18 protein-coding genes are annotated in these 23,711 nt (G+C 67.4%); 10 read left to right on the top strand and 8 right to left on the bottom strand.

Annotated elements, in window-relative coordinates; all coding sequences use genetic code 11:
- The first annotated feature begins 2 nt into the window (after nucleotides 1-2).
- The 6 genes from SY91_RS19015 (at nucleotide 3) to SY91_RS18990 (ending at nucleotide 6,412) form a co-directional block, all read left to right on the top strand.
- A complete protein-coding gene (locus SY91_RS19015; protein ID WP_023477254.1) occupies nucleotides 3-770 on the top strand; it encodes an NTP transferase domain-containing protein in 768 nt (255 codons plus the stop codon).
- Nucleotides 767-2,452 (top strand): phosphoenolpyruvate mutase, encoded by a 1,686-nt coding sequence (gene aepX / locus SY91_RS19010; protein WP_023477253.1) that lies wholly within the window; start codon nucleotides 767-769, stop codon nucleotides 2,450-2,452. The genes SY91_RS19015 and aepX overlap by 4 nt, the downstream gene beginning before the upstream one ends.
- Entirely contained in the window at nucleotides 2,449-3,630 is a 1,182-nt protein-coding gene (gene aepY, locus SY91_RS19005) for a phosphonopyruvate decarboxylase (protein ID WP_023477252.1), read from the top strand. Before aepX ends, aepY begins: the two co-directional genes overlap by 4 nt.
- Nucleotides 3,630-4,694 (top strand): 2-aminoethylphosphonate aminotransferase, encoded by a 1,065-nt coding sequence (locus SY91_RS19000; protein ID WP_023477251.1) that lies wholly within the window; start codon nucleotides 3,630-3,632, stop codon nucleotides 4,692-4,694. The genes aepY and SY91_RS19000 overlap by 1 nt, the downstream gene beginning before the upstream one ends.
- Nucleotides 4,695-4,895: 201 nt before the next feature.
- Nucleotides 4,896-5,468, top strand: a complete 573-nt coding sequence (locus tag SY91_RS18995) for a hypothetical protein (protein ID WP_077232693.1) — start codon at nucleotides 4,896-4,898, stop codon at nucleotides 5,466-5,468.
- Nucleotides 5,469-5,590: 122 nt separating this feature from the next.
- Nucleotides 5,591-6,412 carry a hypothetical protein gene (locus SY91_RS18990; RefSeq protein WP_023477249.1) on the top strand — a complete coding sequence of 274 codons (822 nt, stop codon included), beginning with the start codon at nucleotides 5,591-5,593 and terminating at the stop codon, nucleotides 6,410-6,412.
- A gap of 29 nt (nucleotides 6,413-6,441) precedes the next feature.
- Here the strand turns inward: SY91_RS18990 and SY91_RS18985 are convergent, their stop codons facing one another.
- Nucleotides 6,442-7,593: an acyltransferase family protein gene (locus SY91_RS18985; RefSeq protein WP_023477248.1), complete on the bottom strand. Its 1,152-nt coding sequence runs from the start codon at nucleotides 7,591-7,593 to the stop codon at nucleotides 6,442-6,444.
- A 323-nt stretch (nucleotides 7,594-7,916) separates the two neighbouring features.
- Here SY91_RS18985 and pip point away from each other — a divergent pair, with 323 nt between their 5' ends.
- Nucleotides 7,917-8,849: a prolyl aminopeptidase gene (gene pip, locus SY91_RS18980; RefSeq protein ID WP_023477246.1), complete on the top strand. Its 933-nt coding sequence runs from the start codon at nucleotides 7,917-7,919 to the stop codon at nucleotides 8,847-8,849.
- A 59-nt stretch (nucleotides 8,850-8,908) separates the two neighbouring features.
- On the opposite strand, the gene SY91_RS18975 is transcribed toward pip, so the two are convergent.
- The 7 genes from SY91_RS18975 to SY91_RS18945 all read right to left on the bottom strand — a co-directional run bounded on the left by SY91_RS18975 (nucleotide 8,909) and on the right by SY91_RS18945 (nucleotide 20,215).
- A complete protein-coding gene (locus tag SY91_RS18975) occupies nucleotides 8,909-9,181 on the bottom strand; it encodes a hypothetical protein (protein ID WP_027807048.1) in 273 nt (90 codons plus the stop codon).
- Between the two features lie 177 nt (nucleotides 9,182-9,358).
- Complete coding sequence (locus tag SY91_RS18970) at nucleotides 9,359-10,444, bottom strand: transglutaminase N-terminal domain-containing protein (RefSeq protein WP_023477245.1); 1,086 nt, start codon at nucleotides 10,442-10,444, stop codon at nucleotides 9,359-9,361.
- A complete protein-coding gene (locus tag SY91_RS18965) occupies nucleotides 10,438-13,044 on the bottom strand; it encodes a circularly permuted type 2 ATP-grasp protein (RefSeq protein WP_012338361.1) in 2,607 nt (868 codons plus the stop codon). The genes SY91_RS18970 and SY91_RS18965 overlap by 7 nt, the downstream gene beginning before the upstream one ends.
- Before the next feature lie 214 nt (nucleotides 13,045-13,258).
- Nucleotides 13,259-16,672 carry a DUF2126 domain-containing protein gene (locus SY91_RS18960; RefSeq protein WP_023477242.1) on the bottom strand — a complete coding sequence of 1,138 codons (3,414 nt, stop codon included), beginning with the start codon at nucleotides 16,670-16,672 and terminating at the stop codon, nucleotides 13,259-13,261.
- Nucleotides 16,673-16,765: 93 nt separating this feature from the next.
- Complete coding sequence (locus SY91_RS18955) at nucleotides 16,766-17,785, bottom strand: transglutaminase domain-containing protein (RefSeq protein ID WP_023477241.1); 1,020 nt, start codon at nucleotides 17,783-17,785, stop codon at nucleotides 16,766-16,768.
- Between the two features lie 8 nt (nucleotides 17,786-17,793).
- Nucleotides 17,794-18,735 (bottom strand): alpha-E domain-containing protein, encoded by a 942-nt coding sequence (locus SY91_RS18950; RefSeq protein ID WP_011547955.1) that lies wholly within the window; start codon nucleotides 18,733-18,735, stop codon nucleotides 17,794-17,796.
- Between the two features lie 64 nt (nucleotides 18,736-18,799).
- Complete coding sequence (locus SY91_RS18945; RefSeq protein ID WP_023477240.1) at nucleotides 18,800-20,215, bottom strand: circularly permuted type 2 ATP-grasp protein; 1,416 nt, start codon at nucleotides 20,213-20,215, stop codon at nucleotides 18,800-18,802.
- Nucleotides 20,216-20,802: 587 nt separating this feature from the next.
- Between SY91_RS18945 and SY91_RS18940 the strand changes: the two genes are divergently transcribed.
- The 3 genes from SY91_RS18940 (at nucleotide 20,803) to SY91_RS18930 (ending at nucleotide 23,700) form a co-directional block, all read left to right on the top strand.
- A complete protein-coding gene (locus SY91_RS18940) occupies nucleotides 20,803-21,798 on the top strand; it encodes a LysR substrate-binding domain-containing protein (protein ID WP_011547957.1) in 996 nt (331 codons plus the stop codon).
- Between the two features lie 632 nt (nucleotides 21,799-22,430).
- On the top strand, nucleotides 22,431-22,856 hold the full coding sequence (locus SY91_RS18935) for a hypothetical protein (protein WP_011547958.1): 426 nt from the start codon (nucleotides 22,431-22,433) through the stop codon (nucleotides 22,854-22,856).
- A 67-nt stretch (nucleotides 22,857-22,923) separates the two neighbouring features.
- On the top strand, nucleotides 22,924-23,700 hold the full coding sequence (locus tag SY91_RS18930) for a hypothetical protein (protein ID WP_077179674.1): 777 nt from the start codon (nucleotides 22,924-22,926) through the stop codon (nucleotides 23,698-23,700).
- Nucleotides 23,701-23,711: the final 11 nt, after the last annotated feature.

The following is a 23,711-nucleotide window of genomic DNA, read 5'->3' as shown; positions in this document are numbered from 1 at the left end:
CCATGCGAGCCATCATTCTTGCGGCAGGCCTCGGCTTGCGCCTGCAACAACCGCCCGAGGCGCAGTTCCCGAAGTGCCTGCTGCGCTTCGACGACGTGTCGCTGCTCGAGCGCCATCTGCGCGTGCTCGACGCCGCGGGCGTCGATGAAATCGTGCTCGGGCTCGGCTTCCAGCACGAGAAGGTCGAGCAGGAACTGAAGCGCCTCGGCCGCACCGCCGAGATCGTGATCAACGACCGCTACGACCTCGGCAGCGTGCTGACCGTGCATACCGTCGCCGATGCGATGACACGCGGCGGCGACGTGCTGCTGATGGACGCGGACGTGCTGTACGACGAGAACATCCTGCACGCGCTGGTGGCCGACGCCGACAAGTCGGTCGACCGCCTGCTGATCGACCGCGACTTCGAGGCCGGCGACGAACCCGTCAAGCTGTGCCTGAAGAACGGCGTGCCGGTCGAGCTGCGCAAGCAGCTCGCGATCGACCTCGACTACGACACGATCGGCGAATCGGTCGGCTTCTTCCGCTTCACCGAAGGCACCGCGCGCCGCCTCGCGACCCTCGTCGCGGGCTACGTCGACAGCGGCCGCGCGAACATGCCGCACGAGGAAGCCGTGCGCGACCTGCTGCTCGAAGGCGGCCATTCGTTCGACGTCGCCGACGTCACCGGCTTGCCGTGGATCGAGATCGATTTCCCGAACGACGTCGCACGCGCGACGCAAGACATTCTTCCCCTGATTCAACGCACCACCGCCGGAGCCGCACGATGAACGCACGCGAACCCAACTTCACCGAATCACGCAGCGCGCGCCTACGCCGCATGCTCGTCAGCAGCGATCTCGAATTCCTGATGGAAGCGCACAACGGCCTGTCCGCGCGGATCGTCCGCGAGGCCGGCTTCAAGGGCATCTGGGCCTCGGGCCTCGCGATCTCCGCGCAGTTCGGCGTGCGCGACAACAACGAAGCGAGCTGGACCCAGGTCGTCGACGTGCTCGAATTCATGGCCGACGCGAGCGACCTGCCGATCCTGCTCGACGGCGACACCGGCTACGGCAACTTCAACAACGTGCGCCGCCTCGTGAAGAAGCTCGAACAGCGCGGCATCGCGGGCGTGTGCATCGAGGACAAGCAGTTCCCGAAGACGAACAGCTTCATCGGCGGCGAGCGCCAGCCGCTCGCGGAAATCGACGAGTTCTGCGGCAAGATCAAGGCCGGCAAGGATTCGCAGACCGATCCCGACTTCTCGATCGTCGCGCGCGTCGAGGCGCTGATCGCAGGCTGGGGGATGGACGAGGCGCTGCGCCGCGCGAACGCGTATGCGGAAGCGGGCGCCGACGCGATCCTGATTCACAGCAAGCTGTCGCGCCCCGACGAGATCCTGCAGTTCGCACGTGAATGGAGCGGCAAGGCACCGCTCGTGATCGTGCCGACCAAGTACTACAGCACGCCGACCGACGTGTTCCGCCAGGCCGGCATCAGCACCGTGATCTGGGCGAACCACCTGATCCGCGCGTCGGCATCCGCGATGCAGGCGACCGCGCGCGAGATCCACGAGAGCGAAACGCTGATCAACGTCGAGGACCGCGTGGCATCGGTCAACGAGATCTTCCGCCTGCAGGACGCCGACGAGTACTCGGCCGCCGAGCGGATCTACCTGTCGTCGTCGTCGCGCGCGTCGAATGCCGCGATCGTGCTCGCCGCGAGCCGCGGCAAGGGCCTCGAAGCCGTGACCGAAGACAAGCCGAAGGTCATGCTGCCGGTCGCCGGCAAGCCGCTGCTGCGCTGGCTCGTCGACGGCTTCAAGACGCACGGCGTGAACGACATCACCGTGGTCGGCGGCTATCGCGCCGACGCGATCGACACGTCGGGCATCAAGCTCGTCGTCAACGAACGCCACGCGGAAACGGGCGAGCTCGCGTCGCTCGCCTGCGCGGCCGAACGCCTGACCGGCGACACCGTGATCTCGTACGGCGACCTGCTGTTCCGCAGCTACATCGTGCGCGACCTCGCGGAGAGCGAGGCCGAGTTCAGCGTGGTGGTCGATTCGTCGCTCACCGAGACCAACCAGAGCGTGCGCGACTTCGCCCTCTGCTCGGCGGCCGACGATCGCGGCCTGTTCGGCCAGAAGACCTACCTGCAACGCGTGTCGAGCGACGTCGCCACGGGCACGCCGCACGGCCGCTGGATCGGCCTGCTGAACGTGCGCGGCGCGGGCGTCGATCGCCTGAAGGCGATGCTCGCGACGCTGCAGGCGCGTCCTGATTTCGACACGCTCGACATTCCGTCGCTGCTGAACGAACTGATCGCCGCCGGCGAGAAGATCGAGGTGCAGTACGTGCACGGCCACTGGCGCGGCGTCAACGATCTGGAAGACTTCCGCCGCGCGGGCGACTTCGCGCACGGCCAGACGCCGCTGTCGGAACCGGGCACCGGCAACGGGGGCGCGCAATGATCGAAGCGGCCCAGTTCGTCGAAGCCGCGCGCGAACGCGGCTTCGACTGGTACGCGGGCGTGCCCTGCTCGTACCTGACGCCGTTCATCAATTACGTGTTGCAGGACCCGACGCTGCACTATGTGTCGGCCGCGAACGAAGGCGACGCGGTCGCGCTGATCGCGGGCGCGACGCTCGGCGGCAAGCGCGGGATCGCGATGATGCAGAACTCGGGCCTCGGCAACGCGGTGAGCCCGCTCACGTCGCTCACGTGGACGTTCCGCCTGCCGCAACTGCTGATCGTCACGTGGCGCGGCCAGCCGGGCGTGGCCGACGAGCCGCAGCACGCACTGATGGGCCCGATCACGCCCGCGATGCTCGACACGATGGAGATCCCGTGGGAGACGTTCCCGACCGACCCCGAACAGGTCGGCCCGGCACTCGACCGCGCGATCGCGCACATGGACGAAACGGGCCGCCCGTACGCGCTCGTGATGCAGAAAGGCAGCGTCGCGCCGTATGAGCTGAAGGCGAACCCGGCCGCGAAGCCGCGTGCGCACGTCGCCGCGCAATCGGCGTCGCACGCCGCATCGACCGACGCGTGGCCGACCCGTCACGACGCGCTGCAGCGCGTGATCGCGCATACGCCGGTCGATTCGACCGTCGTGCTCGCGTCGACCGGTTTCTGCGGTCGCGAGCTCTACGCACTCGACGATCGCCCGAACCAGCTGTACATGGTCGGCTCGATGGGCTGCGTGACGCCGCTCGCGCTCGGCCTCGCGCTCGCGCGCCCCGACCTGCACGTGGTGGCCGTCGACGGCGACGGCGCCGCGCTGATGCGCATGGGCGTGTTCGCGACGCTCGGCACCTACGGCCCGGCCAATCTCACGCACGTGCTGCTCGACAACGGCGCGCACGAATCGACGGGCGGCCAGGCGACGGTGTCGCAGCACGTGTCGTTCGCGGGTGTCGCGGCCGCGTGCGGCTACGCGTCGGCGGTCGAAGGCGATACGCTCGACGTGCTCGATGCGACGCTCGCCGCAACGAGTGACGGTGCGCAATTCGTTCGCGTGGCGATCCGCACGGGCGTACCCGACGGCCTGCCCCGCCCGACCGTCACGCCGGTCGAGGTCAAGACCCGTCTGATGCGGCACATCGGCGCCGCGCAGACCGAAGCCCACGTTGAAGGAGCCCATTGATGCTGCTGCTGAACCCCGGCCCGGTCACGCTCTCCGAACGCGTGCGCCGCAGCCTGCTGCAACCCGATCTGTGCCATCGCGAAAGCGAATTCTTCGACCTGCAGGACGAAGCGCGCGCGCGCCTCGTCGCCGCGTACGAACTCGATCCGGCCGAATGGGCCGCCGTGCTGATGACGGGCTCGGGCACGGCTGCCGTCGAAAGCATGATCGCGGCGCTCGTGCCGCAGGACGGCAAGCTGCTCGTGATCGAGAACGGCGTGTACGGCGAGCGGATCACGCAGATCGCCACGCAGTACGGCATCGCGCATGACGTGTTGAAGCATGAATGGATGCAGGCGCCCGATCTCGCGCAGATCGGGGCGAAGCTCGATGCGGGTGGGTATTCGCACGTCGCGGTGATCCATCATGAAACGACGACGGGCCGGCTGAACGATCTCGGCGCGATTGCAGAAGTGTGCCGTGCGCGCGGCGTGAAGATGCTCGTGGACGGCGTCAGCAGCTTCGGCGCGGAAGCGATCGATTTTGCAGGCGGCGTCATCGATGCGGTTGCCGCGACCGCGAACAAGTGCCTGCACGGCGTGCCGGGCGCGGCGTTCGTGATCGTGCGCCGCAGCGCGCTCGCGAAAGCGGCGAGCCGTACGTATTACCTCGATCTCGGTCGTCTCGCGAAGCTGCAGGATCAGCGAAATACGCCGTTTACGCCGTCCGTACATGCGTATTACGCGCTCGTCGAGGCGCTGCGTGAGTTTGATGAGGCCGGCGGTTGGCGTGCGCGGCATGCGCATTACAAGGGGCTTGCCGATCAGGCTCAAGCCGGGCTTGCCGCGCGCGGGATGCCGCTGGTGCTGCCGGAAGGTGCGTCGTCGGTCGTGCTGCGTGCGTATCGGCTGCCGCAGGGTGTGACGTATGAAGCGCTGCACGACGGACTGAAGGCGCGTGGCTTCGTGATTTACGCGGGGCAAGGCGGGCTGTCGAAGGAACTGTTCCGGATCTCGACGATGGGCGCGATTCAGGCGGCTGATGTCGAGCGGTTGCTGGAAGGGTTTACGGCGCTGACGCGGTAAGCGTTGTCTGTAACTTCGTCGACGAAAGGCCCGCAAGGGCCTTTTTCATTTGTGCGGGGTTCCCGGCGGATGTGAGACAGCGCGTTCGGGTTCGGTCAAATGGGACATCGTGTGTAGAATTTGCCCGCGGTCGCACCTCCATCACGCATCCTCGAATTTTTAATTCACCGCACAACGTGTAGGGCAATGCAAATTCCCACAATGAACGACTGGAAGTCCATGATCAGGAATCGTGTCGCCTTCTCCCGAGCGGGAGTCATCGCGGCATCGCTGTTCGTCGTCTTTCCGAGTGGGCACGCTCACGCCGCGCAGAGCGACGCCGCGACCGAGGCCCTGATCGATCAAGCGGTCGCGCTGACCGAGCGTGGAGATCCTGCCAGCATGGAAAAGACCATGGCCGGTTATCTGATCGATGCGTCCAAGCGATTCAATGCAGATGTTCCGGCCAATACTTGGCAATCCGTCCGCGCCGACGTCGATGAAATCATCTCGAACAAAATCCGATCCGGATACGGCGAGCAGGCGCTTCTGGCAAGACGTTTCATCAAGAACGCAAGATTCTCGGACGATGAACTCCGGCATCTCATCGCAATGCTTCAGGATCCGGTCATGCAAAGGTGGACGATCGCGATGCGAGACAGCGATACGACGCACTATATGGCCACGCTATCTCAGCAAGTCAACAATCAGATGTGGTCGATCGTTTCCATCGTCCTTCGGCGGCATGGACTACAGACGAGCGATACACCTGTCGCAGCGAAGCAGAAGCAATGAGCGCATCACGCGATGTCCGTCCCTCGCCGAAAAGCGACGAGCGATCGTCGCGGCTCGGAAAGCGGGCTTCAGGCCGGCGAGCGCCCTCCCTTGAAACCCGCGACACTGTTTCAATGATGCCCATGGCCGCACGCCTTCGCCTCGTCCCACTGCTCGCGCTGGCCGCCGCTCCTACTGTTCACGCCGCCGACAATCCTCCTTGCGACGACGAAACCGTCACGGCCGTCGCCCGCTGGGCCGGCATCGCGAGCGCACGCATCGCCACGCGCGACGCGGACCGGCTCGTCGTCGCGTCGGCGTGCAAGGCCATGCCGAACGCCCCTGACACAACGATCGCGGCCGTCGCGTTCGATTCGTTGCCGATGAGCAAGAACCCGGACGAAAGCAAAAAGCTGCAGGTCGTCGCGCTCGTCGAAGGCGGCAAGGTCGTGGCGGCCGATCGGTCGGTGGTCGAAGAAGATGCGGCGACGGAGATCGGCGAGAACAGCTATCGCATCGACACGGCGCCCTACCGTCTGTCGCCCGACGTGCGCGCGTTCGGCGTTGTGTTTACGAGCAGCGCGCGCGGGCCGAGTTGCCCGGATGCCAGCACCAGTGAAGAGTTGACACTGTGGGTGCGTGAAGGCGGCCGTATCCGCTCGGTGTTCGGCACGAATCTGTACGGCTGGGTCAGCGTCGAAGGCGACGCCTGCGGCCCAGGTACAGGCGATGCGCGCAGCGAAGAGGCCCGCATGACGATCGCCGTCGAGAAAACGTCGAGCCACGGCTTCGCCGACCTGTCGATCACCGCGCACATCACGAAGACGCAGCGCAAGAACGGCGATTACTCGGATACGGGCAAGCGCACGGCGCGCACGATCGTCCACTACGACGGCAAGTCCTATGGAATCGACATGTTCCGGAACTTCTGGTATTCGCAGGCCGCGATGCAACGCTTCAAGTAATGCCGCGGGCGCGACGCCGCCCCGCCCGCCTACTCCACCACCTTCGGCCCGATCGCCTCGGTCGGCGCCGGCATCCGCAACGCGTCGTCCCGCACGCGTCGCGCCTCGCGCGCCGTATAGCGATCCTTCAGCCGCAGGAACGGTTTCTCGACGACGAAATAGCTGGCGGTCGCGGCCATCAGCGCCCACACGATGCCGAGCGGAAACCCATGCGGCACGGGCAGGCCCGGGTTCGCAAAAGGCTGCTGCCACAGATAGAGACTGAACGAAATCGTGCCGACGAACACCACCGGCCCGGCGCGCAGCCAGCGCGCGCACCAGAACTCGCCGCGAAAATTCAGCACGACGATCACGATCGCGATCAGCGCGGCTTCAAGCGTCACGCCGTACGTCGCATTCCAGAAGCCGCCGAGCCGGTGTTCGGCGAGCGGCATGCCGAGCAGCACGACGAAGACGAGCGCCGTCACGATGCGCGCCTCGCCGCGCCACGAACCGATCCACGCTTCGAGCCGTTCGCGGTTGAGCGACGCATAGCAGCCGATCAGGATCGGATCGACACCCGTGTGCAGCATCATCCCGAGCTGGCCGCGCAGCGTCGGCGCAACGAAATACGTGATGGCGCGCACCAGCGGCACGGTCAGGATCAACGCGGCCAGCCAGCGCGTGCCGGCGCGCCGGATGCCGAACACGAACAGCAGCGGCCAGAACCAGTAGAACTGCTCCTCGAGCGCGAGCGACCAGAAATGGCCGAGGTACCACGCGCCGTCCGGATGCAGCGCGTTGTCGCCAGTCAGCCCGAACCATGCCGAGTAATTCCAGAGATGCAGCGCCGCATAGAGCCACTGCCGGCGATCGACGTCGAACCCGCCGGCGAACGCCATGATCGCGACGGCCGCGAGATACACGTAGCAAGCCGGCCAGATCCGCAGTGCGCGGCGCACGTAGAACGACGTCAACGCGATACCGCCCGTGCGCGCGAACTCGGCGCGCAGCACGTTGGTGATCAGGAAACCGCTCAGCACGAAGAAGATCAGCACGCCGAGCCGGCCGTCGGCGATCAGCCGCAACGGCGCATACCAGCCCGTATAGCCGCCGGGCAGCACATGCTCGGCATGACCGGCAACGACCATCGCGACCGCGACGGCGCGCAACCCGGTCAACTGCGTGACGCGATGGTTCATCGGCTGGTTTCCGTTGGCACGGTGGAGAAACAGGGGTTGGCGGGCGGCCCGATCGACCTGCCGCCGGGATTTTGTATGAAAAATATCGGAATGAAATTGCTTCAAAAATCCGCGGAGCACATACCGCCAGCGACGAACGCCCTGCCACAACGTGCCGACGTCCGGCGCGGTGAATGGGCATAATGACAAGCCTTGTCCGGCGGCGGCCGGTCCGATGCCCACGCAACGAATTTTGCGGCGCAGCACGCTTCGCAGTACCTTGCCGCCCGCACACCGGCCCGCGCGTCGTCCGCCCCCTCTCGCCCCTCACCCGGAGCCTGCCTGTGTACCCACCGATCGAACCTTACGCCCACGGCCACCTCGACACCGGCGACGGCCACCGCATCTACTGGGAGCGCTGCGGCAACCCGGCCGGCAAGCCCGCCGTGTTCCTGCACGGCGGCCCCGGCGCCGGCTGCGGCCCCGACCATCGCCGCCTGTTCGATCCCGAGCGCTACGACATCCTGCTGTTCGACCAGCGCGGCTGCGGGCGCTCGATGCCGCACGCGAGCCTCGAGAACAACACGACATGGGATCTGGTCGCCGATATCGAACGCCTGCGCGAGATGGTCGGCGCCGAGCAATGGCTGGTGTTCGGCGGCTCGTGGGGCAGCGCGCTGGCGATCGCGTACGCCGAGACGCACCCCGAACGCGTGAGCGCGCTGATCGTGCGCGGCATCTTCACGATGCGTCGCGCGGAATTGCTGTGGTACTACCAGGAAGGCGCGTCGTGGCTGTTCCCCGATCACTGGGAAGACTTCCTTGCACCGATTCCGGAAGCCGAGCGCGGCGACCTGATGGCCGCCTACCATCGTCGGCTGACCGGCGACGACGAAGCCGCGAAGCTCGAAGCCGCGCGCGCGTGGAGCATCTGGGAAGGCCGCACGATCACGCTGCTGCCCGACCCCGCGCTCGCCGCGCACTTCGCGGACGGCCATTACGCACTCGCGTTCGCGCGGATCGAAAACCATTACTTCGTGAACAAGGGCTTCGTCGAGGAAGGCCAGTTGCTGCGCGACGCGCATCGGCTCGCCGGCATTCCGGGCGTGATCGTGCAGGGCCGCTACGACATCGCGACACCTGCACGCACGGCGTGGGAGCTATCGAAGGCGTGGCCGGAGGCGACGTTCGAAATCGTGCCCGGTGCCGGACACGCGTACAACGAACCGGGAATTCTCGAAGCGCTGATCGCGGCGACGGACCGGTTCGCCGCCTGAGCAACGGAACAACGCGGCATGTGCAGCCGTGCCTGCCGGCACGCTCACGCGCCGCGCGATCACAAAGCGGCTTCGACGATCGTCCGGCCGCTGATTGCCTGCTCGACGAGCTGTTCGTCGCCGACCTTGCGGATCGCGTCGTCGAGCAGCCCTTCCGGTTCCTCGGTCGCGACCTTCAGCAAGCCTGACAGCCCGCGCGCGTCGAGCACCACGAGCGTCTCCATCGAATCCGCGCGGCTCACGAGCACGCGGCGGAATGCCGGGCCCGCGCCGAAGCTCGCACAAAGCGCGATCGTCTCGTTGCCGAGCGTGTAGTCGAAGTGCTTGATCATGGTCTGCCGCCGTTGCATGGAAATGGCGACGCGCGACGGCGCGGCGCCGTGACGTCGACGCACCCGCGCGTGCCGCCGGCGCGTCGGACCGGGGTCCGAATCGTTCGCCGGCATCACCATGCTAGGCGTGCAGAATTAACGAAGACTTAAAGCGTGTAAGCGCGACCCGCGGCGCCCTCAAGCCGCATCGAGCGGCTCGACCGTCACGCCGACCTTCAGCTCCTGATCCGCGCCGCCGCCGCGGATCACGCCGCGCAGCGGCGTCACGTCCGCGTAGTCGCGCCCGATCGACAGCATCACGTAGTCGTCGCCCGGCGCACGATCGTTGGTCGGATCGAGTTGCAGCCAGCCGCCATCCTCGGGCCACGCCGGGTCGTACACCTCGACCCACGCATGCGACGCATCGGCGCCGATCAACCGCGGCTGGCCGGGTGGCGGCTGCGTCAGCAGGTAGCCGCTGACGTAGCGCGCGGCCAGCCCGAGCGAGCGCAGCGCACCGATCATCACGTGCGCGAAATCCTGGCAGACGCCCTTGCGCAGCCGCAGTGCGTCGAGCGCCGACGTCGTGATGTCGGTGCTGTTCGGCGTGTACGCGAAATCGGCATGCACGCGCCGCATCAAATCCCACGCCGCCTGCACCAGCGGCCGTTGCGGCGTGAAGCTCGCGGCCGCGTACGCAGCGAGTTCGGGGTCGCACGCCACGTGCGGCGATGCGAACAAGAATTCGCTCGCCGGGTCGTAAGGCTGCCCCGCGCGGAACCGCAAGCGGTCGCGCACGGCCTCCCACGCGGTGGCCTGCGCGGCGTCCGGGTTCGCGATCGCGGGCGGCGGCTCGCCGCGGGCACCGAGCGACCACGCGGGCGGCGTCACGCGCACGGTGCTGCGGCTGCGTACCAGCAGCGTGTCGTGCGGCAGGTTCAGCGCGAACGACGCACGTGCATTGCCGAACGCGTCGAGTTCGGTGCAGACCGATTCCGGTGCGGGCTCGATGTCGAGCGAGAACGACAGCACCTGCTGGCGCGGCGTCGCGAGCGGTTGCAGGCGTGCCTGGTGCTGCGCCGATTCGACGCGTGCCGCGTAACGGTATTCGGTGTCGTGCGTGACGCGCAGCAACCGGCCCGGTGCGACGGCGGCCGGTGCGTTCGTTGCGGCCTGGCCTTGGCTCTGGGCCTGGGCTGGAGCCGGAACGGGAGCCGAGGCCGGCGCCTGCCGTGCGCTTCCGGCACCGGCCGGCGTTTTCGGCGCGCCTTTCGTCGTCACCATAGCGTCCTGCCCGCCTCGCGCACGTGGCTGAAATAGCGCTCGCCGATCCGGTTCGACAGCTCCCAGACCGCCTTCACCGTCGTGTCGAGCGCGGCCAGCAGCTTGTCGTGCCGACCGCCTTCGGTGGTCTCGCACAGCTCGTGCAGCGACCACGCGGGGATGTCCGGCACCGTCTCGGCCAGTTCGGACAGCGCATAGCCTTCGCTGCGCTCCACTTTGGTCAGCCGGCCGCGCAGCGCCTGCACGACCCAGCCGAGCGAACGCGGGTTGTCGGTATCGAGCACGACGAGCGACAGCAGCGGCGCGACGTCGAAGCCGCGCTGGAAGCGCGAGCGGAACGTGATCGTGCTGTCGAACAGTTCCAGCACGAGTTCGAAGCCGTCCTGCCGATGCACGGCGCCTTCGTCGAACGCGAACTTCAGCACGCTGCACAGGAAGTCGAGCCGGTCGATCTGCCGGCCGATCGACAGCAGGCGCCAGCCGTCGTCGCGCGTCATGTTGTCGGTCTGCGCGCCGGTGATCGCGCCGAGCAGCAGGCCGAGACGTTCCAGCAGCTGCAGAGCCTCGTTGCCGATCTGCTCCTCCGCCTCCGGCTGCCCTGCGCTGTCCGCGAACAGTTGCGTCGCGTCGTCGATCAGCCGCCACTGATCGCTCGACAGCCGCTCGCGGATCGCGGCCGCCGCGCCGCGCATGCCGAACAGGCACGACGCGATCCCCGACGTGCGGTCGGCACCGCGCGTCAGCGACGTCGCCAGCTCATGCTGGAACGCGCGCGGCGCATCGACGGCGTTCGGCGCGTCGGCCGCGATCAGCCCGGTGTCGCGGCACAGCGTGTCGATCAGCTCCAGATGCGCGGGGCTGTCGACGTCGTCCTCGCCGCGCAGCCGTTCGAGCGCGGCACGCGCCAGGCGCATCAGGTTGGTCGCGCGCTCGGTGTAGCGGCCGAGCCAGAACAGGTTCTCGGCCGCGCGGCTCGCGATCGCGCGCGGCCGCTCGACGAGATCGTCGGGGCCGAGGTGCGTCTGCAGCAGCGTCGTCGAATCGACGATGCCCTCGGTCATCACCCACGTATCGACGGTACTGCCGCCATGCGGCATCGGCGCATTGAACAGCGTGTCGCGCGTGCCGACCCGCGACAGCCCGCCCGGCAACAGCCGCCAGCGCTGCGCGCCGTCGGCGAGCGCGAACACGCGCAGCAGCAGCGGCTTCGGCACGATCCGCGCGCTGTCGTTGCCGTCGGGCGCATCGGGCCGCGGCCAGGTCGGCGCCTGCGACAGCGGCAGATCCGCCTGCACCGTGTAATGTTCGGGCCGCGCGAGAATCCGCGCGCGCCATTCCGCCAGTTGCGCCTGCGTGAGCCGTGCGCCGATCACCGGTTCGAATGCGCCGTTCTCCTGCACGTCGGGCGGATAGGATGCCTTGACGATGCTGCGCGCGAGCCGCGGCAGCGCGTCGTCGCACGCGGCCGCCTCGCCGCACCACCACGAATGCACGGCCGGCAACGTCAGCGTTTCGCCGAGCAGGCCTTCCGCGAGACGCGGCATGAAGCCGAGCATCGCCGGCGATTCGAGGAAGCCCGAGCCCGGCGCATTCGCGAGCAGCACGTTACCCGCGCGCACGGCCTGCAACAGCCCCGGTACGCCGAGCATCGAATCGGGCCGCAGTTCGAGCGGATCGAGCCACGCGTCGTCGACGCGCCGCAGGATGCCATGCACCGGTTCGAGCCCGCTCAGCGTCTTCAGGAATACGCGGTTGTCGCGCGCGGTCAGGTCGCCGCCTTCGACGAGCGTGAGGCCGAGATAGCGTGCGAGATACGCATGCTCGAAATAGGTCGCGCTGTGCGGCCCCGGCGTCAGCAGCACGATCCGCGAATTCTTCGCGGCGGGGCTCAGCGACTGCATGCTTTGCAGCAGCGCGCGGTACGCGGAGGCGAGACGCTGCACGCGCAGTCCGCGGAAGCCGCGCGGAAAGAGCCGCGACACGATCAGCCGGTTCTCGAGCAGGTAGCCGAGCCCGGCCGCGCCCTGCGTGTGTTGCGCGACGATCCGCCACTGGCCGTCCGGGCCGCGCGCGAGATCGAACGCGACGACGTGCAGCCACGTATCGCCCGGCACGTGTGCGCCGCGCATCGCACGCAGGTAGCCGGGGTGGCCAGTGACGAGCGCGGGCGGCAGCAGCCCGCGCTCCAGGATCGTCTGCGGCCCGTACAGGTCGGCCAGCGTCGCATTGAGCAGCCGCACGCGCTGCAGCACGCCGCGCTCGATCGCGACCCAGTCGTCGGGCGTGACGATCAGCGGCAGCAGGTCGAGCGACCACGGGCCGACCGCGCCGTCGCCGGCGCGCTGCTCGTGCAACTGGTAGAACAGGCCGTTCTCGCGCATGCGCCGGTGCAGCGCGTCGGCGCGGCGATCGAGGTCGGCCACGCCGTCGCTGCCGATCGACGTGAAGAAGCTGCGCCACGCGGGCGCAAGCGCGGGCGCGTTCAGGCCGGCCGCGCTGCCGCGCAGTTCGTCGTAGCGGCCGGCAGCGGCCGGCGCCGCGAGCGCGGCGGCCAGTTCGGCGGCGTCCGGCTGCGCGCCGGTATCGAAAAGCGTGGGCATCGCGTCGAAGGCGGCGGGATGGTCGAGGTCAATGGGCGGCACGATATCGTTCCGTCGTCAGGGTGCGGCCGCGCATGCACGCCGCCATTCGGGCGGCAAGCCGCGGTGCGGAGCCGCAATCTGCCCGCATCCTAGCATTCCGGCGGCGCCGCGACCGGCCGGTGGGCCCGGAGGTCGCGAACCGCGCATCGTCGTCCGCCCCGTCATCGATCGTTCACGGCCGCCGCAAGTCGAGCGTGAACGGGAATTCGCGGCTCGGTGAGGCAGCCGCGACGTCCATCCGGCCCGGCGTGTGCCCGATCTCGACGAAGCGCGCGAGCCGGCGGCTCTCGGCCTCGTACGCATTGACCGGGAACGTCGCGTAGTTGCGCCCGCCCGGATGCGCGACGTGATACCTGCAGCCGCCGAGCGAGCGCTGCAGCCACGTATCGACGATGTCGAACGTGAGCGGCGCGTGCACGCCGATGGTCGGATGCAGCGCCGACGGCGGCGACCACGCCTTGTAGCGCACGCCCGCGACGTATTCGCCGACGGTGCCGGTCGGTTGCAGCGGCAGCGCGCGGCCGTTGACGGTCACGACGTGCCGGTTGTCGTTCAGCCCCGTCACGCGCACTTCGAGCCGTTCGACCGACGAATCGACGTAGCGTACCGTGCCGCCGGCCGCGCCCTCCTCGCCCATCACGTGCCACGGTTCCAGCGCGCCGCGCAGCGACAGTTCCATCCCGTTCACCGCGATCTGCCCGAACAGCGGGAAACGGAATTCGAAGTGCGGCGCGAACCACGCCGGATCGAACGCGAAACCGGCGTCGCGCAGCTCGGCCAGCACGTCGTCGAAATCCATCTGAAGAAATTCCGGCAGCATGAACCGGTCGTGCAGCGCGGTGCCCCAGCGCGTGAGCGGCGTCGTGTACGGCGCGGCCCAGAAGCGCGCGACCAGCGCGCGCAGCAGCAGTTGCTGCACGATGCTCATCCGCGCATGCGGCGGCATCTCGAACGCGCGCAGTTCGAGCAGGCCGAGCCGGCCGGTGGACGAATCGGGCGAATACAGCTTGTCGATGCAGAACTCGCTGCGGTGCGTATTGCCCGTCACGTCGATCAGCAGGTTGCGCAGCACGCGGTCGACGAGCCACGGCGGCATGTCCTGCCCGAACAGCAGCTTGTTGCGCTGGATCTCCGCGAACGCGATGTCGAGCTCGTAGAGCTGGTCGTTGCGGGCCTCGTCGACACGCGGCGCCTGGCTCGTCGGCCCGATGAACAGCCCCGAGAACAGGTACGACAGCGACGGATGGTTGTGCCAGTACGCGATCAGGCTCGCGAGCAGATCGGGGCGGCGCAGGAACGGGCTGTCGGCCGGTGTCGCGCCGCCGAGCACGAAGTGGTTGCCGCCGCCCGTGCCCACGTGCCGTCCGTCGACCATGAACTTCTCGCTGCACAGCCGCGACTGCCACGCGGCGTCGTACAGGAATTCGGTATGGTCGACGAGTTCGTCGAAGCTCGCGGCCGGATGGATGTTCACCTCGATCACGCCAGGATCGGGCGTCACCTGCAGCAGCTTCAGCCGTGCGTCGCGCGGCGGCGGATAGCCTTCGAGCACGAGCTTCACGCCGAGCGCCTGCGCGGTCAGCTCGATCGCGCCGAGCAGTTCCAGATAATCCTCGAGCGCGGCAAGCGGCGGCATGAACAGGTACAGGATGCCGTTGCGCACTTCGACGCACAGCGCGGTGCGCGTGATCCACGCGGCCGATTCGAAGCGCTCGGGGCGGCGATGCGGGTCCGCGGCGCCCGGTCGGCCGCGCGTGGCGGTGCCATCGTCGCGCCACTGCATCACCGTCTGCGCGGATGCTTCGCGATGCACGCCGGCCAGATAGCGCGGCGCGTCGGCCGGGCCCGCGTAGCGGGCGCGCATGGCGGCGGCGTCCGGCAACGCGTCGCGCGGCGCGAACGGATCGCGCTCGACGAGATACGGATGGTCGGCGCGGGCCGCCCACGGCAGCGAATCGAGCGGCAGCCGATAGCCCATCGGCGAATCGCCGGGCACGAGGTACATCCGCTCGTCGCGGAAGAACCACGGGCCCGTCTGCCAGCGCGGCCCGTCGAGGCCGGGCGTGTCGTCCGTGCGCTTGACCGGCAGCACGTAGCCGACCACGCTGTCGAGCTGCTGCTCGAACACCTTGCGCAGCCGCGCGCGTTCGAGCTCGTCGTCGAGGCGCGCGTCGAACGGATCGACGTTGACGGGCAGCCGGCGCTCGCGCCACAGGTAGTACCAGACATCCTCGTAGCCGGGCTGGATGAATTCGCCGGTCAGGTTCAGCCGCGCGGCGAGCGCATCGATGAAGCGCTTCGCGTCGCCGGTCGTGTACGCGGACGGCTCGCGCTCGTCGGCGAACAGCGACGGATCACGCCACACCGGCTGGCCGTCCGCGCGCCAGAAGATCGACAGCGCCCAACGCGGCAGTTGCTCGCCCGGGTACCACTTGCCCTGCCCGAAATGCAGGAAGCCGCCTTCGCCGTATTCGGCGCGCAGCCGCTGCACGAGTTCGGTCGCATAGCCGCGCTTGGTCGGGCCGAGCGCATCGGTGTTCCACTCGGCGCCGTCGCGATCGTCGATCGACACGAAGGTCGGCTCGCCGCCCTGCGTGAGCCGCACGTCGCCGGCGGCCAGCGCGCCGTCGACCTGCGTGCCGAGCGCCAGCACGGCGTCCCACTGCGATTCCGTATATGGCTTCGTCACGCGCGGCGATTCGTACACGCGCGTCACGCTCATCTCGTGCTCGAACGACACCTCGCACTCGTCGATCAGCCCCTCGACCGGCGCGGCGCTGGTCGGCTGCGGCGTGCACGCAAGCGGAATATGCCCTTCGCCGGCGAGCAGGCCGGACGTCGGGTCGAAGCCGATCCAGCCGGCGCCCGGCAGGTAGACCTCGCACCACGCGTGCAGGTCGGTGAAATCGACCGACGTGCCGCTCGGGCCGTCGAGCGATTTGACGTCGGGCGTGAGCTGGATCAGGTAACCCGACACGAAGCGCGCAGCGATGCCGAGATGGCGGCACAGCTGCACCAGCAGCCACGCGCTGTCGCGGCACGAGCCGGACGCAAGCTCGAGCGTCTGCGCGGGCGTCTGCACGCCGGGCTCCATCCGCACGAGATAGCCGATGTCGCGCTGGAGCTGCTGGTTCAACGCGACGAGGAAGTTCGTGGTGCCCGCCGGCGTGCGGTCCACGCCGTCGAGATACGCGCGAAACAGCGGCGCGGCGCTCGTCTGCGGGTCGCATGCGAGATACGGCGCGAGCTCGGTCTTCAGCGCGTCGTCATAGCTGAACGGGTATTGCTCCGCGCTCGCTTCGAGGAAGAAGTCGAACGGGTTGTACACCGACATCTCGGCGACGAGATCGATCGTGATCTCGAAGTGCTCGGTGCGCTCCGGAAACACGAGCCGCGCGAGATAGTTCGAGAACGGGTCCTGCTGCCAGTTGATGAAGTGCTGCGCGGGCTCGACCGTCATCGAATACGCGAGGATCGGCGTCCGGCAATGCGGCGCGGGCCGCAGCCGCACGACCTGCGGGCCGAGGTTGACGAGCCGGTCGTAGCGATAGCGGGTGGTGTGATGCAGCGCGACGTGGATGGACATGGGAGCTCGAGTCGGGTTGGGCCGGCCGCGCACGCCGCGTCGCTGTCGACGCGGCGGCCCGGCATGGCGGATGCGGCGAAGGCGTGCCGCGGGTCAGACGAGTTCCGGCGTCTGCACGACGCTGATCTCGACGCCGACGGCCGTCGCGCCGAGCCCCGTCACCGGCTGCGCGTCGCGATGGTCGAGGCCGACCGCGATGCGCACGTAGCGTTCGTCCGGGCAACGGTTCATGAACGGGTCGAAGCCGACCCAGCCGAGCCCTTCGACATAGGCCTCGGCCCATGCGTGGCCGGCCGGCTGCTGCGACAGCGCCGTGGCTTGCGGCTGCGCGCCGAGCGCCGTCGGCGACTGCCCCTGGGATTGCGACTGCGACTGCCCTTGCGATTGCGACTGCGATTGCGATTGCGCGGCATGCGACGCGCCGAGCACCTGCTGCATGCCGTCGCCGCTCTGCAGCGCGAGCGCTTCCTCCTCCTCGACGTCGCCCGCGTTCTGCTTCGCGTCGGCGATGCGCTGCATCGCGCTGTCGGCCAGCACGTAGCCCGAGATGTAGCGCGCGGGGATCTTCAGCACGCGGGCGGCCGCGATGAACGCGTGCGCATGGTCGCGGCTCGTGCCCTCGCCGCTTTGCAGCGCGGTTTCCGCATCGACGGCGGCGTCGGCCGCCACGTTCGGCGCGTACGCGATGCGGCCGTGCACTTCCGTCATCAGCCAGTGCAATGCGTCGAGGCCGTGCGGCTCGATCGGCAGCGCCTGAGCGAGCTCGCGCACGGTCTCGCCCGCCTTCGTGAGCGCGGTCTCGCGCTCGAAGATCCACGGTGGCGCATAGCCTTCGGGATTCCCGATGATGCCCGCGCGGTCCTGCGTTTCGACGACGCCGGCCGCCACGACGACGATCTCGGCCTTCGCGCCGCGATCATGACGCACGAGATCGATCCGGTTGCCGAGCCCGTCGGCGTAAGACAGCGTCGGCTCGACGCCGTCGATCGTGACCTGCCACGCGCGCACCGTCTGACCGGGGCCCGACTGCGGGCGCAGGCGCAGCCGTTGCAGCGCATGGCTGGCTTGATCGTCGAACTGATAACGCGAAATGTGTCGAATGGCGAGTCGCATGGCAAGTCTCAGTCGAAGTTGTAAGCCTGGGCGATTTCGAGCCCGAGGCTGTTGTTGCGGCCGATGAAGTCGGTCAGGAACTCGTGCAGGCCGCTCTTGAAGATCCGCTCGACCGAGGTATCGGACAGCAGTTGCAGAATCTTCGTGGCCGTGTCGTGACACGGGTGTGTCACGCCGTAATCCTTCGCGAGCAGGTTCAGGCTCGACACGACGCGTCCGTAGCAATAGCGCAGCGAACGCGGCATGCGGCCGTTCAGGATCAGGTAGTCGGCGATGTTCAGCGGCTTGTACTGCACGTCGTACACCCAGCGATACGAACGGTGCGCGGCGACGCAGCGCAGGATCGTCTCCCATTGGTAGTTGTCGAGGATCGTGCCGACGTGCGACACCGACGGCAGCAGCAGGTGATACTTCACGTCGATGATCCGCGCGGTGTTGTCCGCGCGTTCGATGAAGGCGCCGATCTGCGCGAAATCGAAGATCTCGTTGCGCAGCATCGTGCTGTAGAAGCTGCCGAGGATCAGCGCGGTTTCGCGCTTCACTTCGTCGAGCACGGCCGGCAGCTCGCTTTCCGGCACCGGCTGCGCCAACGCGCGCCGCAACGCGAGCCACGCGCCGTTCACGCTTTCCCACGCCTCGCGCGTGAGCGCCGTGCGCACCATCCGCGCGTTCGAGCGCGCGGCCTCGATGCACGACAGCACACTCGACGGGTTGTCGCGGTCGCGCAGCAGGTAGTCGGTCACGGTGTCGGCCGCATACGCGTCGTATTTCTCCCGATAGCCGTCGTCGGCGCCCGAGCTGACGAGCACCGACGACCATTCGGCCGGCGCGTCGGCCGTGCGCGTGAGCGCCATCCGCAGCCCGGCATCCACGATCCGCGCGATGTTCTCCGCGCGCTCGATATAGCGGTACATCCAGTAGAGGCCGCTTGCAGTACGTCCCAGAAGCATCTCGTGTCCACTCCGTCTTCGTTCGGTTCGCGCGCCGGCTCCGGCGCGCGCGGTCGTGCCCGGCTCAGTCGGCCAGCACCCAGGTGTCCTTGGTGCCGCCGCCCTGGCTCGAGTTGACGACGAGCGATCCTTCCTGCAGCGCGACGCGCGTGAGCCCGCCCGGCGTGATGCGGATCCGGTCCGACACCAGCACGAACGGCCGCAGGTCGACGTGGCGCGGCGCGAGGCCGGCGTCGGTCAGGATCGGCGTCGTGGACAGCGCGAGCGTCGGTTGCGCGATGTAATTCGCGGGACGCGCGCGCAGCTTCGCGGAAAATGCCTCGAGTTCGGCCTTCGACGCGCACGGCCCGACCAGCATCCCGTAGCCGCCCGAGCCGTGCACTTCCTTCACGACCAGTTCGTCGAGATGCGCGAGCACGTACTTCAGGCTGTCGGCCTCGCCGCAGCGCCAGGTCGGCACGTTCTCCAGCAGCGCCTTGCGGCCCGTGTAGAACTCGACGATCTCCGGCATGTACGAGTAGATCGCCTTGTCGTCGGCGATGCCGGTGCCGGGCGCGTTCGCGATCGTGATGTTGCCCGCGCGGTACACGTCCATGATGCCGGCCACGCCGAGCACCGAATCCGGGCGGAACGTGAGCGGGTCGAGGAACGCGTCGTCGACGCGGCGGTACAGCACGTCGATCGGCTGGAAGCCTTCGGTCGTGCGCATCGCGACGCGCCCGTCGATCACCTGCAGGTCGCTGCCTTCGACGAGGTGCACGCCCATCTGGTCGGCGAGGAACGAATGCTCGTAGTACGCGGAATTGTGGATGCCGGGCGTGAGCACCGCGATGGTCGGGTTGTCGGCATTGCCGCCCGGCGGGCACACGGCCGCGAGCGACTGGCGCAGCATCTGCGGATAGGTTTCGACCGGGCGCACCTTCACCTGCTGGAACAGCTCGGGAAAGAGCTGCATCATCGTTTCGCGGTTTTCCAGCATGTACGACACGCCGGACGGCGTGCGCGCGTTGTCCTCCAGCACGTAGAACGCGTTCTCGCCGGTGCGCACGATGTCGACACCGATGATGTGCGTGTAAACGTTGCCGGGCGGCCGGAAATCGATCATCTCGGGGATGAACGCGTCGTTGTGCGCGATCAGGTGCTTCGGCACGATGCCCGCGCGCACGATTTCCTGACGGTGGTAAATGTCGTCGAGGAACGCGTTCAGCGCCATCACGCGCTGCTCGATGCCGAGCGACAGGCGGCTCCATTCCGCCCCCGAGATGATGCGCGGGACGATGTCGAACGGAATCAGCCGCTCGGCGGCCTCCGCGTCGCCGTAGACGGCGAACGTGATGCCCGTCTTGCGGAACACGCCTTCCGCGTCGTGGGCCTTCTGGGCGAGGCTCGCAGGATTCTGCGTGTCGAGCCATTGCTTCAGGCGCGCGTAAGGCGCCCTTACCATGTCGCCGGATTGCAGCATTTCATCGAATGGCTTCATCGATCTTCTCTCCATCGATCGTTTTCCCCGGCATTGCGCATGCCGGACCGGCGTACTGAATGCTTTGCAAGGAACGTGCCTTGCTCGATCTGCTCGATATCCCCCTGTTTTTCGCGCCGCGTCAGGCATGCCTGCGCGGCATTACGCACCACAACGGTGCAACCTCGGACGCGCCGGGCGCTTGCGGTGCGCCGCGAACGTGCACGATCGATGCTGCGCCGCGTCCGACGAACATAGTTCTCCCACGTGTCACGGATGTGCAATCTGCACTGCACCAAAAGCGGCGAGCCGACGCCCCCGAAACGACCATGAACGGGCGGGCCGGCACGCACACGGCGCAGCCGGCCCGGGGGAAGTGCCGTCCAGGCGGGCCCGGACAGTCCGACGCGATGAACTGTCCGGTTAACCGGTCCGGCCCCTCAACGCTATGCAGCCGTAATCCCGCCGACAACGCCCATGCATATTTCGACTGACACCGATCGAAAAAAAACATCGGCCCGACCGGCGCGATGCGCGGTACGCTAGAACGTTGGTGCAGCAGACGGCGCCGCCTTTCAGGCGCCCGACTATAAAAAGCGAAGATCGAAATGGAAGCAAAGTGGCTGGAAGATTTCCTGAGCCTTGCGGATACCAAGAGCTTTTCCCGGGCCGCGCGTCATCGGCACCTGACGCAGTCGGCGTTCAGCAGGCGAATCGCCGCGCTTGAAACCTGGATGGATGCGAAGCTGGTGGACCGGAGCATCAATCCGGTCGCGCTGACGCCGGCCGGCCAGATGTTCCGCGGGCTCGCCGCGGACATCCTGCGCAGCATGTATGCGGCGCGCAATCTCGTGAACGGCTACGACCAGTTCGCGGCGAGCGACCAGGTCGTGCGCTTCGCCGTCGCGCATACGCTGGTGTTCACGCTGTTTCCCGAATGGCTCAAGCAGCTCAATAGCGAGGTCGGCCACGTCACTGCCCGCGTCAATGCGGTGAACGTGCCGGAAGGCGTGCAGCAGCTGGTCGAAGGCGAATGCGACCTGCTGCTCGGCTATCACCATCCGCAGTTGCCGATCGTGCTCGACCCGAACCACTTCCCGTTCGTCAGCCTCGGCGTCGAGCGGATCCTGCCCGTGTCGTCGCCCGACGCGCGCGGCAAGCCGGTGTTCCAGCTGCCCGGCACGCCGGATGCCCCGCTGCCGCTGCTCGCGTATTCGTCGGGCGCCTTTCTCGGCAACATCGTCGAGATGCTGCTGCTGAATGCGACCGAGCCGTACGTGCTGCACCGGTGCTTCGAGACGCACATGTCCGAGGCGCTGAAAGGCATGGTCGTGGCCGGGCACGGCATCGGCTGGCTGCCGGAAAGCTGCGTCGCGAAGGAGCTCGCCGACGGCACGCTCGTGTGCGCGGGCACCGGCGACTGGATCACCGAACTCGAAATCCGCCTGTATCGATCGGCGCGCAAGCGCGGGCTCGCGGCCGAGCAACTGTGGGCCTACATCATGAACCGGCCGCGCGCGGCGATCGACGGTGCGATCGGTACTGAAGAAGCGGCCGCGCCGGCGATGCGCAGCGCACGGCGAAGCGCGGGCGGCAGCCGCTGATGGCGTATTCGCGCCGTGGATATCCATGGCGCGAATACGCGTTCTCCCGATAGCAATCGATAATCCCGTCGGACTCCGTAAAATCCCTCAACAGCTCTTAATCGATTTTCAGAACACGCAAACGTTTGCGATTCATGTCGTATTTTTTACTGTTTTCCGTATTAAGTAAGAATAATCGGCCCGCTTTTCCAGACAGAAATACCTTGTTACACAAGTTTCGATTTACCTGTAACTGACGGAATCATCAAAAACGTCGCACCCTCATTTCATGATGTGCGATCTGTATCCGGATCTTCATCGATTCGCCTTGAATACAGGCGCAATAGTTTCTTTTATCAGTCGTTATCTTTCGGCACGAACGTCGATACCTCCGACGTAATCCTAAGCGTGCTCGATCATCGCTACCGAGTAGCAATTTTCATGTTCGGCAATATCGCCTTTATTCAGCAGTAAGCGATCCTCATAAATGCGTCTTTATCCTATTTAAATAGGATCTTTTCTCTCGTCCCATTCGGGCCACACGCGGTTGTTGGTTCAAAAACCATCGTGTATCAATAGCGTGTCGCAAAAAGAACGTTGGCAAATTCGACTCGGGGTCGATGCGCGTCATCGATTCCGGACGGGAGATTGCAATGTCACCCTCGCTTCGACAGCAGGCTCGCCCTTTCCTGAGCGTCGTGCTTTCCACGCTCTGCATGAACGCCATGGCCCAGACACCGGCGGCTCCGCCGCCGGCGTCCGGTCCGGGGGCAAACCGGTACGTGATTTCGTATATCTGCGGCGACGCACGGATCGACGGTACCGCGCCGCTTCCCCCTGACGGACGCCCGTACAACCTGGGCGTGTCGTTCCTGTCCGGGAGCACCGGGCAGCCCCTGTCCAACGTGCAGGTGCGCCTGCGCCGGCATGGGCGCGTGCTCGTCGAATTCAACGCCCCGGGATCGCGCTGCCTGTTCAGCGTGCCGGATGCGAGCTATCGGGTCGAGGGGACCTATCAGGGAGCCACCCAGTTCGCGATCGTCGAGACGGGCACGCTCACCACGCAGTTGCGATGGTGAACGTCGCGTCGCGCCGCCCCGCTCCGATCGCGTCATTCGGAGAACGCATCGAATCAAGGAGTCTTGAATGCCCCGTGCAGAACGACCGGACGGCTCGCCCGCCCGTCAGCCGAAACCCTCGTGGGGTCCGGGAAAGAATGCGGCGCTCAGCGTCGCTGCATTTGCCGCGATCTTCGGTGCCTTCGCGTACGTCGAGCGAGACGCGAGGATCGGCCATGCGAGCGTGACGCACGATATCGCCGGCGTGATCGGAACCGCCGTTGGCAACTACCGCAAGCTCATCGTGGCGGCGACCGGCGGCGCGTCCGGCACCGAGGCGCCCGTCGCGCCCGCCGGCTCGACGTCGACGGTCGCGCAGGCCGGGCCGGTGACGCCTTCGGCGTCGGCCACGCCGGCCCTGTCGGCCGCGGCCGAACCGGCCGTGCCGGCCGTACCGCCGCAAGCGGCGACAGGTTCGGCCACGCAACACCCGCGCCCCGCACACGTGCCGCCGACCCGGCTCGCGGCCGCCCCGCACGCCGCGTCGACCGGCAGCCGCACGACGCGTCCGGGCGATGCGCACCGGACGTCACGTTCGCAGGCGCTGGCGCGCACGAGAAAACATCCCGACCCCGGGCCGAGACTGCAACCTCAGTCGTATATCGCCGGCACGGCGCACATGGAGGCCACCAGCGTCACGCACGACGAAGTGGAAGGTGCCCGCGCTCTGGCCAGGGCGCGCTGGTGCGCACGGATCGACGAATGGAGCTGTGTGGAGCAGAACGCGAGCCGTGCACTCGCCATCGATCCGACGAACAGCGAATCGCGCGCGTTGCTCGGACAAGCGGTCCGCAACCGCCTGTAAACCGACCGGAT

This window comes from Burkholderia cenocepacia, assembly GCF_014211915.1.
GTDB classification, from domain to species: Bacteria; Pseudomonadota; Gammaproteobacteria; order Burkholderiales; family Burkholderiaceae; genus Burkholderia; species Burkholderia orbicola.
The sequence above is the reverse complement of the archived record's forward strand: the minus strand, read 5'-3'. Positions and strand labels throughout refer to the sequence as shown.

Coding starts and splice junctions, on each gene's coding strand:
- SY91_RS18960 (WP_023477242.1), bottom strand. CDS start 16,672: ATGTCCATCCACGTCGCGCTGCATCACACCACCCGCTATCGCTACGAC.
- SY91_RS18950 (WP_011547955.1), bottom strand. CDS start 18,735: ATGCTTCTGGGACGTACTGCAAGCGGCCTCTACTGGATGTACCGCTAT.
- SY91_RS19000 (WP_023477251.1), top strand. CDS start 3,630: ATGCTGCTGCTGAACCCCGGCCCGGTCACGCTCTCCGAACGCGTGCGC.
- SY91_RS18930 (WP_077179674.1), top strand. CDS start 22,924: ATGCCCCGTGCAGAACGACCGGACGGCTCGCCCGCCCGTCAGCCGAAA.
- SY91_RS18945 (WP_023477240.1), bottom strand. CDS start 20,215: ATGAAGCCATTCGATGAAATGCTGCAATCCGGCGACATGGTAAGGGCG.
- SY91_RS19015 (WP_023477254.1), top strand. CDS start 3: ATGCGAGCCATCATTCTTGCGGCAGGCCTCGGCTTGCGCCTGCAACAA.
- SY91_RS18985 (WP_023477248.1), bottom strand. CDS start 7,593: ATGAACCATCGCGTCACGCAGTTGACCGGGTTGCGCGCCGTCGCGGTC.
- SY91_RS18935 (WP_011547958.1), top strand. CDS start 22,431: ATGTCACCCTCGCTTCGACAGCAGGCTCGCCCTTTCCTGAGCGTCGTG.
- aepY (WP_023477252.1), top strand. CDS start 2,449: ATGATCGAAGCGGCCCAGTTCGTCGAAGCCGCGCGCGAACGCGGCTTC.
- SY91_RS18995 (WP_077232693.1), top strand. CDS start 4,896: ATGAACGACTGGAAGTCCATGATCAGGAATCGTGTCGCCTTCTCCCGA.
- SY91_RS18975 (WP_027807048.1), bottom strand. CDS start 9,181: ATGATCAAGCACTTCGACTACACGCTCGGCAACGAGACGATCGCGCTT.
- SY91_RS18940 (WP_011547957.1), top strand. CDS start 20,803: ATGGAAGCAAAGTGGCTGGAAGATTTCCTGAGCCTTGCGGATACCAAG.
- SY91_RS18965 (WP_012338361.1), bottom strand. CDS start 13,044: ATGCCCACGCTTTTCGATACCGGCGCGCAGCCGGACGCCGCCGAACTG.
- SY91_RS18970 (WP_023477245.1), bottom strand. CDS start 10,444: ATGGTGACGACGAAAGGCGCGCCGAAAACGCCGGCCGGTGCCGGAAGC.
- SY91_RS18955 (WP_023477241.1), bottom strand. CDS start 17,785: ATGCGACTCGCCATTCGACACATTTCGCGTTATCAGTTCGACGATCAA.
- SY91_RS18990 (WP_023477249.1), top strand. CDS start 5,591: ATGGCCGCACGCCTTCGCCTCGTCCCACTGCTCGCGCTGGCCGCCGCT.
- aepX (WP_023477253.1), top strand. CDS start 767: ATGAACGCACGCGAACCCAACTTCACCGAATCACGCAGCGCGCGCCTA.